This window comes from Desulfosarcina widdelii (assembly GCF_009688965.1).
Taxonomy (GTDB): Bacteria; Desulfobacterota; Desulfobacteria; order Desulfobacterales; family Desulfosarcinaceae; genus Desulfosarcina; species Desulfosarcina widdelii.
In genome coordinates, this window is sequence record NZ_AP021875.1 from 3,984,062 (window position 1) to 3,996,544 (window position 12,483).

The following is a 12,483-nucleotide window of genomic DNA, read 5'->3' on the forward strand; positions in this document are numbered from 1 at the left end:
AAGCCGGAATCCAGCAATTTTCTGGATGCCCCCGGATCAGGTCCGAGGCAGGCTTTTCAAGTCCGGAATGGCGAGACATTTCATATTTAATTGCCAGGCTACTAACCCGCCGACGGATCGACCAGCGGCAGTCGAATAATGAAACTGGCGCCTTCGCCCGGCGTCGATTCGGCAGTCATGGCGCCGCCATGGTTGCTGGTAACGATGAAATAGGACACCGAAAGCCCCAGCCCGGTGCCCACCCCAACCTCTTTGGTGGTGAAAAACGGCTCGAAAATTCGCTTGATCCGGGTTTCGTCCATTCCAGGACCGTTGTCCGCAATTTCGATGACGGCGAAGTCCGATTCCTTTCTCAGATGCAGGGTAATGCAGGGCGAAGGCACGGGCGCTTCGCCTTCACGCATGGCTTGGGCGGCATTGCGCAGCAGGTTGAGCACCACCTGTTCGATTTCGGTAGCCGCACAGGGGACAAAGGGCATGCCCGCATCGTAACGACGCTCGATGCGGATATGGCGAAAATCGAATTTCTTTTTCAGGTCATAATCGTGGGCAGCCAGTTCAACGGCCTTGTCCAGCAAGCCGGAAAGATCCACCGGTGCTTTTCGCGATTCGCTGCGCCGGCTGAAGCTGAGCATGTTTTCGACGATATGGGAGGCCCGCTCACCGGAGACGCGGATATTGTCCAAGAACCGAAGGATTTCCCTTTTCTCCAGATAATTACGGATGGTTTCCAGGCGGGTGCCACAGGCTTCGGCCTCGGCTTCGTTTGCAGGCAAGCCCGGAGAGAGCCGCCGGATCACGTTCTGGAGGCTTTGCAGCATGCCGCCCAAAGGATTGTTGATCTCATGGGCCATGCCGGCGGCCAACCCGCCGACGCTCATCATTTTCTCCGTTTGAACCATCATGGCTTCCATCTTGCGCGACTCGGTGACGTCGGTTCCGATGCACAGGTACTCCTTGGGCGCCCCGCTTTGATCGTAAGTGGCCCGGCTGGTCCAGGCAATCCAAACCCGTTTGCCGTCGCACAACATGTTGGCCGATTCGCGATCCCCGCGCTGGTTGGAAGGTGCCACCATCATACGAATGCCACCGGGGGTATCCTCGGGAACGATGGTTCCGACGGCGGATCTTCCCAGAATCTCCTTTTCGGCGAATCCGAAAAAACGCTGGGCGAATTCATTGAAAAAAGTGATCTTTCCTTCAGGAGTCATGCGCAAAATGATGCTGTTGGCGTTTTCCACCAGTTCGCGGTATTTGGCCTCGCTTTTGCGGATGGCGGCCTCGGCTTTTTTGCGGTCGGCGATTTCCGTTTTCAGGCTTTCGCTGTAAGCCTCCAAACGCTCCATGAAGGTATTGAAATAGCGGGCCAGGGTGCCCACCTCGTCCTTGCTGTTGCGCTGCATGCGCACCGATATGTCTCCCCCGGCGCCCGAAGCGAAGCGGTCCATCAGTTCCCGCAGGGGATTGGTAATAGACGAACTGATGCGGGAGGTAAGGGGCAAAACCAGGATGAATGAAATCAACACCGTGGCCAGGATCAGGTGCCCGATGGTCTTTAAGGGCGCATAGAACTCCTCCAGAAAACTCGAAGAGGCCACGATCCATTGATATTCAGGAATATAGTTGAAGATCACTAGTTTTTCCCGCGCCTCCGGCTCTCCGGGTGCCGCCCAGGAGTAGATGATCTTGCCGTTTTTACGACGACACATCTCCTGAATGAACTGTTTTCCCTTGACGTCGACGGCTTCGTAATAATTGCCCACCAGCGAGGGGTGGACGATCAGGTTGCCATCCAGGTCCAGCACGTAGGAATAACCGGTCTGCCCGAAAACGATGGAAAGAATACTGTCGCGAAAATCGTCCACGTTGACCAGTTCGCGGAATTCATTGCGGTAGGAAGTGACAGAAATAATCCAGTCCCAGGGCTCGAAATAGGTCATGTAAAGGGCCTTGGGCCGGGGGTGGGTTTCGCCCGGATTTTTCCAGTTGTATTCCAGATAGCCGACCTTGCGGATCTTCTGTTCGGCGATGAAGGCATGTTCGGAAAGATCGACGCGGATCAGTGCCTGTTCCGGGTGGATCAGGATGATGCCCTGGCTGTCGATGCAGTAGATGTAGCCGGTCTTTCCGATGGTCTGGCTCAGCATTACCTCCCGGGTCTGTTGCTGGGCCGCCTCCATGCTGATCTCGCCGGCCAGGGCCTTGTTGTAGAAATGCAGGGCGATCTCACGATTTTTTTCGGCAACGGCACGCAGGTGGTTTTTAATGGAGACGCTGGCCGAAGTGCGGACCATGTTCAAAATGGTCTGGGTGATGTTCGTCAGTTCGCTCTCGATATTGGTCTGGATGGCCTGCTTGACGAAAAAAAAGATGATCCCGCTGCCAATGGTCAAACTGAGCAGCAGCACCAGTGAATAGCTGATCAACAGCTTGTAGCGGATGCGCAGATCTGCAAATCGGCTGGGCAGGTTCACCATCTGACTCCCTTTGGAATCGGCAAGGGTCGATCCGGGCAGCACGGTCAACGACTGGCATCCGGAAAGGGGTCGGCGCCCTGTCCCGGCAATTCAGGCGCGATGGCCAAAAAAAGTAAGGCCGCATGGATCGAAATTGACGCCTGTTCGGCGGCAGTCCGACAGCCTAAAGAAAGGCGAGGCGCTATGTCAACAAGGAAAAAAGCGTCGCCATCGGACTGGGAAAAGAGGGAAAGCGGGAATATCTGGAAGGTAAATCATTAAAAAATCTTAACGATTATAAATAAATACACGCAGGCAAGCGGTTGACCCAAACGTTGTAAATCCTAGTGTGAGGTGGACCACAGGGCAACCGTTATTGCACGTCGCTGCAGAATGCATAGGAGCGGCTTCCATCCGCGATCATCTTATTTTATCAAGGCTGGAAGCCGCTCCTACAAAAAACTCACCTCGACACAAAACCGTTACTACGGAATCGGTTTGCGCCCGGGAAAAATCAAGCCGACTCGACTGCTTTGACTTCCGGAATCTGTTGCTTCAGCACCCGTTCGATGCCGTTTTTCAGCGTCATCTGGGACATGGGACATCCGGCGCAGGCGCCCTGCAGGCGCACCTTGACGATGCCGTTCTCCACGCTGATCAGTTCCACGTCGCCGCCGTCGGCCTGGAGCATGGGCCGAATTTTATTGATGGCCTCTTCTACTTTTTCTTTCATGTTCAGCCTCCTGATGCTGATATCGAGAGTTATGCGAATTTTTCACTGTCGTTTACTATAAAACGCCTTTTTGAACCGGTCAAACCTTCCGGCCAAAATGGCTTCCCGCATCTCCTTGACCAGATTCACATAATAATGGACGTTGTGGATCGTGTTGAGCCGGTAGGCGAGAATCTCCCGGGCCGTGTACAGGTGGCGCAGGTAGGCCCGACTGTAGTGGCGGCAAGTATAGCAGCTGCAGGACGTATCCACCGGTCCCTCGTCTTCCCGGAAACGTGCATTGCAGATGTTAATGGTTCCCCGCTCGGTGAAAAGCTGCCCGTTTCGGGCGTTGCGGGTGGGCATGACGCAGTCGAACATATCTGCACCCAGGTCGACCAGTTCGACCAGGTCTTCGGGGGTGCCGACCCCCATGATGTAACGCGGCCGGTCGGCCGGCAGCAGGGGCAGGGTGTGGGCGGCCATCTCCATCATCAGTTCCTTGGGTTCGCCCACGCTCAATCCACCGATGGCGTATCCTGGAAAGTCGATACCCATGATTTCCTCGGCCGACCGCTGGCGCAGGTCGGTGAACATGCCCCCCTGGACAATGCCGAAGAGATGATTCAGCCCTCCGGTCTCCGCCTCCCAGTATTCCTTGCAGCGCTGTGCCCAGCGGGTGGTCAGTTCCAGGGCCTCGACGGCCTGCTCATGGGTGGCCGGATACTCCAGGCACTGGTCCAGGCACATGATGATGTCAGAGTTGAGGCAAATCTGCACCTCGATGGATTTTTCCGGCGTAAACAGGTGCCGCGACCCGTCGATGTGGGACTGAAACTGGTAGCCCTTCTCTGTCAGCTTGCGCAGCTTGGCCAGGGAAAAGACCTGAAATCCGCCGCTGTCGGTAAGAATGGGCCGTTCCCAATGCATGAAACGGTGCAACCCTTCAAACCGGCCGACGATTTCGGTGCCGGGTCTCAAATAAAGATGATAGGTGTTGCCCAGAATGATTTGTGCGCCGACTTCCTTCAGTTCCTCCGGGGTCAGCGCCTTGACCGTAGCCTGGGTGCCCACGGGCATGAAGACGGGTGTGGTGATTTTGCCGTGGGCGGTGTGGAATTCGCCGGCCCGGGCATTTTCCGATTGCACTATTAATTTGAAATCAATCATGATTGAGTTTGTAGCGTTTGTTGGGTTAAAATTGTTCACTTACTCTATCAACATCGCATCCCCATAACTGAAAAAACGATATTTTTCCCGTACCGCTTCGGCATAGGCATCTAACATGGTTTCTCTACCGGCAAAAGCCGAGACGAGCATGAGCAGGGTCGATTTGGGCAGGTGAAAGTTGGTAATCATGGCATCGACGATCTTGAAGGCAAAGCCGGGATAGATGAACAGATCGCAGCGTCCGGTTCCCGGCGTCAGGCAGCCGCTTTTGCGGGCGGCATACTCGAGGGTGCGAACGCTGGTGGTTCCGACGGCCACCACCCGGCGCCCCGCTTTTTTAGCCCGATTTACCCGGTCCGCCGTCTCGGCGCTGATGGAGAACCACTCTTCGTGCATGCGATGGTCGCGGATGTCGTCCACGCGCACCGGCACGAAAGTGCCGTAGCCCACATGCAACGTCACCGGTGCGATACCCACCCCCTTCTCGCGAATCTTTGAGAGGGTGGCTTCGGTAAAATGCAGTCCTGCGGTGGGGGCGGCAATGGCCCCCTGCTCACGGGCGTAGACGGTCTGATACCGCAGCCGATCCGCATCGTCGGCTTCATCTTCGCTTCTCTTGATATACGGGGGCAGCGGCATATGACCGATGCGATCAATTACTATTTCAAATGGTTGGGAAGAGGTAAAACGAACCGTGTAGACACCGTCCGAGAACCCCCGCACTTCGCCGACCAAGTCCGCGTCGAAGATCAAGCGCGTTCCGGCTCTGGCCTGCTTGGAGGCTTTGATCAGGCATTGGTAGCTCCGTTGATTCCCATCATCGCCAGAATCGTTTTGACCATAATTTAAAATCAGCGCTTCGACCTTGCCGCCGGTCTGCTTGCGTCCGTACAAGCGCCCCGGCACCACCCGGGTATTGTTTACGACCAGCAGGTCCGACGGGTGCAGCAGATCGACGATGTCCTGAAACTGCAAGTGTTCGACATGGTTCCGAAATCGTTGCATGTGCAACAGCCGGGATTCGTCCCGGTTCGGAGCCGGTGTCTGGGCGATGAGGTCCTCCGGCAGATGGTAGTCGTAGTCTTCGAGTCGGTACATGGTGAAAAGGCGGCTCGGGCCGCCCAAGGCCTCCTGTCGGTCATCATTCGATCCGTTTGCGGCCCATCCGGAGCCGTGCGGTTGTGTCGCGGCAATATACGCACCTTGGCCAACGAGTTCAAGCCCGGGATCTTCCCTCTGACGCCGATGAATTCCTGGCCGGCATCCGTCTACGATCAGTTTTCACGTTGTAAAAGGAACCGACAGGCCTGCCGGAACATGGCCGGATTTTACCGGCCGCAGCGGGGATGCGCATTGGCATTGGTTTTGCTGAATTCAATGAAGGATGACCTAAGAGAGACATCGCCTCGAACCCCTTACATTCTATAGAAGAAGGGAACCGGAGCCTTGGGCCACACGACCCTGATATTGGCAACGCTGCTGGGGGCCGGCTTCATTCTGGCGAAGATCTGCCAACGACTGCACCTGCCGTCGGTGACGGGATACATCGCGGCCGGTCTGCTGCTCGGCCCCATGGGACTCGACTGGGTCAACGTCGGTATCCTGGAAGGCCGGCTGGAGCACTTCACGGAGATCGCTCTGATGCTGGTCGCTTTCGGCATCGGCGAACATCTGGAAATTTCGCGGCTGCGTCCCATCCTGCCCATGGCGAGCCGCATCGGCCTTGGAGAAACCCTGGGAACCTGCCTGATGACCTGTTCGGCCTGCCTGATCGTCTCCCTGGCCACCCTGGGCGCTGCCCTGGGTCCTCTGTCCAACCACCTGAACCTGGCTGTTCTGCTGGGGGCCATCGCCGTTGCCACGGCTCCGGCTTCCACCCTCCACGTCATGAAAGAACTTAAAGCCGCCGGCCCTCTGAGTTCCACTCTGCTGGCCATTGTGGCCTTCAACAACGGTCTGGCTATCGTCTTTTTCGGCGTAACCGTGGCTGTCAGCGGTCAATTGGGGGGTGGGGAAAGTCATTGGTGCTCGGCTCTGGCGGCCGCAGGCGCCCAGATCGGTGCCTCCTTGGCTTTGGGAGCGACGACCGGCTGGATCATGGACTGGGCCATCCATCGGCTGAAAAACGAATCGGAGATGCTGACCCTGGGCCTGGCTTTGCTGCTTTTGTGCGGCGAGTCGGCCAGCATGCTGAACCTTTCGCCGCTCCTGGCGGGGATGGCCGCCGGGTTCGTCATCGTCAACCGTGACCGCCGGGACGTGCGGGTATTTCGCACGATCAATGCCTTTGAACCGCCGATCCTGGTCCTCTTTTTTACGCTGGCGGGCTGCCATATCGAGCCCGATGCCCTGTTATCCTGCGGATGGTTGGGGCTGGCCTATTTTTTAGCACGGGGGCTGGGCAAACAAATCGGTGCCGGCACCGGAGCCCGAATCGCCGGTGCGCCGCATACCGTCGGCGCCAACATCGGCCTGGCGCTGATTCCCCAGGCCGGCATCGCCATCGGGCTGGTTTTTCTCGTCCAGGGCGATCCCAACCTGGCCATGTTTTCATCCGTGATAACGCCGGTGGTCCTTACCGGCGTGGTGCTGTCCGAACTCATTGGCCCGGCCTGCACCCGCATGGCGGTTGTCCGTGCAGGAGAAAGCCGGCTGTCGGACACCTCGCCTTCCGATCCAGGCCCCGGGATCATGCCGGACAGGGATAAGGCCGGAATCTGGGAGGGACATCGCTTCCCGACAACCACCACCCCCAAAGGTGTGGTGATTTTCGGGGCAGGTCATCCGGAGACGCTGATCGGCCTTGCCCGCCTGGCACTCCTTTTGGCTTATGTCCACCAAGCCAGGCCTTTGGCCGTCAGGGTGCTGGCAGGTGCCGACCCGCCAAGGGATGCCGATCCGCATACCCATGCCAAAAACCTTTTTGCCGTTGCCGCCGGAACGCTAAACCGAATGGGGGGAACCCTTCAGACCCTGACCATCGAGAGCGATACCGTTTCCGACGGCCTGCTTTCGGTGGCGTCCAGAATGGCCACCCGTGCATTGATCCTGGGCTTTCCCCGGGAAACCTCCCAGCGTAAATTCCAGGCCATCCTCGAAAAGGTCGTCGGCCAGGCCGACTGCCCTGTGATCATCGCCAACATCAACCGTCTTCAGCGTGTCGGCCGGATTCTGATCCCCTTTGTCACGGAAAGGGAACTGCATGTCCTGACCACGCTGATCGACGCCCTCACGCTCCTCGGACCGCAAACGGTGACGCTCCTGTGGATGCTGCCCTGCGGTGTTTCACCTCAGGAGGTGGAACTGCATCGGGAAATTCTCCGGGCCTGGACGGAGCGGGTCAACCTGGCCTCGCCGGTGGAGCCGCAGGTGATCGAAACCCGGGCGCGCCTGGAAACCATCCTGGAGGTTTCCGCCGATCAGGATCTGATCGTCATGGCTACCCGAACCGGATATGGTCTTTCGAGAATCTTCTGGGGATCGTTGGCCGAGACCGTATATCGCCACGCCAACAAACCGATGATGATCGTCCACCACCGCAGTTCCGTCACCCGTGTGGAAGGCCCCGGCGGCGAGAAAACACGGCTGGACCGGCGGCACCTGATGTCATGAAATCCGGCGCACTGACATCGCCCGAATCATCCCCCATCAATTAAACACAATTCAGAAATTTTTTCCTTGACAGAGGAATGGTGAGCATTCTATCTTGCATGAACAATAACATTGTTACTCTTAAAACCGAACAAAAAACCTGAAAAACAACTTTTTATATTTAATTCAAATAATTATAAAAATAATTAAAAAGAAACATCATTATACAGGCCTACTAATAGAACAGATGAAGCCCATCCAATGAATTGGTTTATAACATACATAACAAATAGTTATGTTTTGGCGACGTTATAGCCTGAAAAAAGAATTCGGACCAACAATAACAATGTTAGCCCCCCTCAAACCGGAAGTGTACCAGCGGCTGGAGCAGGCCGTCCTGGATATCTTTTCCCATTCCGACTTCCATAAGGCCAATATCCGCGATGTGGCCAACCGGGCGGGCGTCAGCTTCTCCACCATTTACAAACATTACGGATCCAAAGAGCGTCTGGTCTTTGCCTTTGTGGACGTCTGGCTGGGAAAACTGACCGAGCGGATCTACGACCATCTCCAGGGCATCGAAGACCTCAAGGAAAAAATGCGCAAGGTACTCTGGCTTCAGCTGGATTATTACGAGCGCAACCCCGGCCTGGCCCGCATCATCTTCATGACGCTGCCCATGAAGACCTGGATGGCCGATGAAACCTTCAAGCAGAAAAAAATGATTAACATGTACCTGGAGGTCATGCGCAAGGGCCAGAAAGAGGGCCAGTTGAATCCCAACGTACGCGCCGGCGTTCTGCTGGATTTCATGCTGGGCAACGTCCAGCGGGCCTTCACCATGTGGATTTCCAGGGGCCAGCAGGGCAGGTTGACCGACCAGGCCGGCACGCTTTTCGAGATGATCTGGCGCGCCATTTCCAACCCCGAGGCGGATGGCAATTGAGCCGTTGGCGGATTGGAGAGAGCAGGCTTTCAGTCTGAATCGAATGCCGTTCGCCGGGAGGCCGGCAGGACCTTACGGTGAAAAAACCTTTACGATAACTGGTGTTCATCCAGAAATAGGAAAGCATTTCTGGATGAGCACCAACTAATCCGGTTAGCAAAAGGAGCATCAAATGTCTGAACATCCCGATTTGAACAAATGGAAAGAGTTGGCCACCAAGCAGCTCCGGGCCAGGGCCCTGGAAGACCTGGAATGGGACACCCCGGAAGGGATCCGCGTCAAACCGCTGTACACATCCGAAGACGTGGCGGGTATGCCCCACGTCAACACCCTTCCCGGCTTCGCCCCCTATGTTCGCGGTCCCATGGCCACCATGTACGCCGGTCGCCCCTGGACCATTCGGCAATACGCCGGTTTTTCCACGGCCAAGGAATCCAACGCCTTCTACCGTCGCAATCTGGCCGCCGGCCAGAAAGGATTGTCGGTGGCCTTCGACCTGGCTACCCACCGCGGCTACGATTCCGACCATCCCCGGGTCATGGGCGATGTGGGCAAGGCCGGCGTGGCCATCGATTCCATCGAAGACATGAAGGTGCTCTTCGATCAGATCCCCCTGGACAAAATGAGCGTCTCCATGACCATGAACGGGGCCGTGTTGCCCATCATGGCCGGCTACATCGTGGCCGCCGAAGAACAGGGCGTTAAACAGGAACAGCTGGCCGGCACCATTCAAAACGACATTCTCAAAGAGTACCTGACCCGCAACACCTACATCTACCCCCCCGAGCCATCCATGCGCATCGTATCGGACATCATCGCCTATTGTTCCGAAAATATGCCCAAATTCAACACGGTCAGCATCAGCGGCTATCACATGATGGAGGCTGGCGCCAACAGCGTGCTGCAGACAGCCTTTACCCTGGCCGACGGGCTGGAATACGTTCGGGCGGCCATAAAGGCCGGTCTGGAGATCGACGCCTTTGCCCCGCGTCTGAGCTTTTTCTTCGGCGTGGGCATGAACTTCTTCATGGAAATCGCCATGCTTCGGGCGGCCCGCTTCCTGTGGCACGACCTGATCAAGCCGTTCAACCCGAAAAACCCCAAATCCACCATGCTGCGCACCCACGTGCAGACTTCGGGTTGGAGCCTGACCGAACAGGATCCGTACAACAACATCATCCGTACTACTTTGGAGGCCCTGGCCGCGGTACTGGGCGGAACCCAGAGCCTGCACACCAATTCCTTTGACGAAGCGGTGGGCCTGCCCACAGACTTTTCGGCCCGCATTGCCCGCAACACCCAGATCATCATCCAGGAGGAGTCCCAGGTCTGCCACACCGTCGATCCTTTGGGCGGTTCCTATTATATCGAGGCCCTCACCGACGGCATCATCAAGGAGGCTCGCAAAATCATCGACGAGGTGGAGGAGCTTGGCGGCATGGCCAAGGCCATCGAAACCGGTATGCCCAAGCTGCGCGTCGAAGAATCGGCGGCCCGCAAGCAGGCCCGCATCGACCAGGGGCTTGATGTCATCGTGGGCGTTAACAAGTACAAGATCGATGAAAAGACGCCCATGGACGTGCTGGAAGTCTCCGAGCAGGTGCGCGAGGAACAGGTCGCCCGGATCAACCAGCTCAAAGCCGACCGGGACGATGCGGCCGTGCGCAGCGCCCTCAACGGCGTTACCCAGGCGGCCGAATCCGGCGGCAACCTGCTGGCGGCCAGTATCGAGGCCGTACGCGCCCGGGCCACCGTGGGCGAAGTTTCCGACGCTATGGAAAAGGTCTTCGGCCGTTTCGTGGCCACCACCCAGTGCATATCCGGCGTATATGCCTCGGAGTATGCCGAAAGCGAAATTATCGAATCGATCCGCAAAAGGACCGACGATTTCAAGAACAAGGAGGGTCGCCGGCCCCGCATCCTGCTCACCAAGATGGGCCAGGACGGCCATGACCGCGGTATCAAGGTGGTGGCCACCGCCTTTGCCGATCTGGGATTCGACGTGGACATCAGCCCCATGTTCCAGACCCCGGAGGAAGCGGCCAAGATGGCCGTGGAGAACGACGTCCACCTGGTGGGCGCCTCCAGCCTGGCCGCCGGCCACAAGGCCCTGGTGCCTCAGTTGATCGAAGCCCTCAAAAAAGCTGGCGGCGAAGATATCAAGGTCATTGTCGGCGGCGTCATCCCGCCGGGCGACTACGATTTTCTTTACAAAGCCGGCGCCGTGGGCGTATTCGGTCCCGGAACGGCCATCACCGAATCGGCTAACAAGGTGCTCAATGCCCTGGTTGGAGAGGCTGGATAGCTTAATTGTTGGGCCGGTAAAAAGCATACCGGCCATGTCGTTCCCGCGGCAGGAATCGATAATGATCGTACGGGCGAAAAATTTTTCGTCCCTCCCCGTGGGGAATAGCAAAGAGGTCGTAAGCCCTCGCGTCTCCGTTGCCCCCAACCATTTGGCTACGGGGATTCGGGTTTAATCATATTATTTAGAAGCCGGTTACACGAATGGGTGAAACAGACCCCCAATTCTATATCGATGGTGTCCGGTCCGGCAACCGCCGCATCCTGGCCAAAACCATCACCCTGATCGAAAGCGCACATCCCACGCATCGGCAACTGGGGCGCAGCGTCGTGGACGGCCTGCTTCCTTATGCGAGCAAAGCCGCACGCATCGGCATCACCGGCGTCCCCGGTGTCGGCAAAAGCACCTTCATCGAAAGCTTCGGCATGATGCTGGTGGAATCGGGTCATCGGGTGGCGGTGCTGGCGGTGGACCCCTCCAGCACCCGCAGCGGCGGCAGCGTCATGGCCGACAAAACCCGCATGGAGCGGCTGGCGGTGGCACCGGAGGCCTTTATCCGCCCCTCGCCTTCCGGCGGCACCCTGGGCGGCGTGGCCCGCATGACCCGCGAGACGCTATTGGTCTGCGAGGCGGCCGGCTTCGACGTGGTTATCGTGGAAACGGTCGGTGTGGGGCAGTCGGAAACCACCGTGGCCTCCATGGTGGATTTTTTCCTGGTGCTCATGCTGGCCGGCGCCGGGGACGAGCTTCAAGGCATCAAGAAGGGGGTGCTGGAACTGGCCGACGCCGTGGCCATCAACAAGGCCGACGGGGACAACCGTGAAAAAGCCGAAAAGGCCCGACGCTCCTATGAAATGGCCCTGCATCTGCTCAACCCGGCGACCCCGACCTGGTCGCCGCCGGTGCTGACCTGCAGCGCCCTCACATTGGCCGGGGTGGATACCATCTGGGAAACCATCAAGGACTACCGCAGTAAAATGTCTGCCACCGGCGAACTGGAGGAAAAACGCCGCCGACAGGCCCTGGCCTGGATGTGGTCGCGCATCGAGGACGGTCTCAAGGACCGCTTTTTCGACCACCCGGCTGTCGGTGAACGTTTGAGAGAGATCGAGGCCTCCGTTGAGCGGGGCGATCTGTCGCCCACGATGGGGGCCGAGACGCTCCTTTTTTTGCTTGACAAGGACCATTGAGTCTAGAAGATTTAATGTTTATTTTAATATAAGTATTTGTCAGGAAAATTATCTACAACCTTTTGGATATTTTAGAAATATTTAATTTGATGACGGCTGGCGCTGATTTTTCC

General features: G+C 57.3%; 8 protein-coding genes. 4 read left to right on the plus strand and 4 right to left on the minus strand.

All coding sequences use genetic code 11. The annotated features are described in order from the left end of the window. Positions 1–101: 101 nt before the first annotated feature. The 4 genes from GN111_RS18330 to queA form a co-directional block, all read right to left on the minus strand. Positions 102–2,519, minus strand: a complete 2,418-nt coding sequence (locus GN111_RS18330; RefSeq protein WP_231715801.1) for a cache domain-containing protein — start codon at positions 2,517–2,519, stop codon at positions 102–104. Positions 2,520–2,970: 451 nt separating this feature from the next. Beyond that, complete coding sequence (locus GN111_RS18335; RefSeq protein WP_155305138.1) at positions 2,971–3,189, minus strand: NifU family protein; 219 nt, start codon at positions 3,187–3,189, stop codon at positions 2,971–2,973. A gap of 42 nt (positions 3,190–3,231) precedes the next feature. Continuing rightward, positions 3,232–4,338: a tRNA guanosine(34) transglycosylase Tgt gene (gene tgt / locus GN111_RS18340; protein ID WP_155305139.1), complete on the minus strand. Its 1,107-nt coding sequence runs from the start codon at positions 4,336–4,338 to the stop codon at positions 3,232–3,234. A gap of 39 nt (positions 4,339–4,377) precedes the next feature. Continuing rightward, positions 4,378–5,463 (minus strand): tRNA preQ1(34) S-adenosylmethionine ribosyltransferase-isomerase QueA, encoded by a 1,086-nt coding sequence (gene queA, locus GN111_RS18345; protein ID WP_331457665.1) that lies wholly within the window; start codon positions 5,461–5,463, stop codon positions 4,378–4,380. Positions 5,464–5,784: 321 nt separating this feature from the next. On the opposite strand from queA, the gene GN111_RS18350 reads away from it, so the two are divergent. The 4 genes from GN111_RS18350 to meaB all read left to right on the plus strand — a co-directional run bounded on the left by GN111_RS18350 (position 5,785) and on the right by meaB (position 12,370). Next, the gene (locus tag GN111_RS18350) at positions 5,785–7,950 is read left to right on the plus strand and encodes a cation:proton antiporter domain-containing protein (protein WP_155305140.1); all 2,166 of its coding nucleotides are present in this window, start codon (positions 5,785–5,787) and stop codon (positions 7,948–7,950) included. Between the two features lie 325 nt (positions 7,951–8,275). Next, positions 8,276–8,875 (plus strand): TetR/AcrR family transcriptional regulator, encoded by a 600-nt coding sequence (locus GN111_RS18355; protein WP_155305141.1) that lies wholly within the window; start codon positions 8,276–8,278, stop codon positions 8,873–8,875. A 172-nt stretch (positions 8,876–9,047) separates the two neighbouring features. Continuing rightward, positions 9,048–11,180 (plus strand): methylmalonyl-CoA mutase, encoded by a 2,133-nt coding sequence (gene scpA, locus GN111_RS18360; protein ID WP_155305142.1) that lies wholly within the window; start codon positions 9,048–9,050, stop codon positions 11,178–11,180. A gap of 203 nt (positions 11,181–11,383) precedes the next feature. Further along, positions 11,384–12,370, plus strand: coding sequence for a methylmalonyl Co-A mutase-associated GTPase MeaB (gene meaB / locus GN111_RS18365; protein ID WP_155305143.1), 987 nt, complete (start codon positions 11,384–11,386; stop codon positions 12,368–12,370). Positions 12,371–12,483 lie beyond the last annotated feature (113 nt).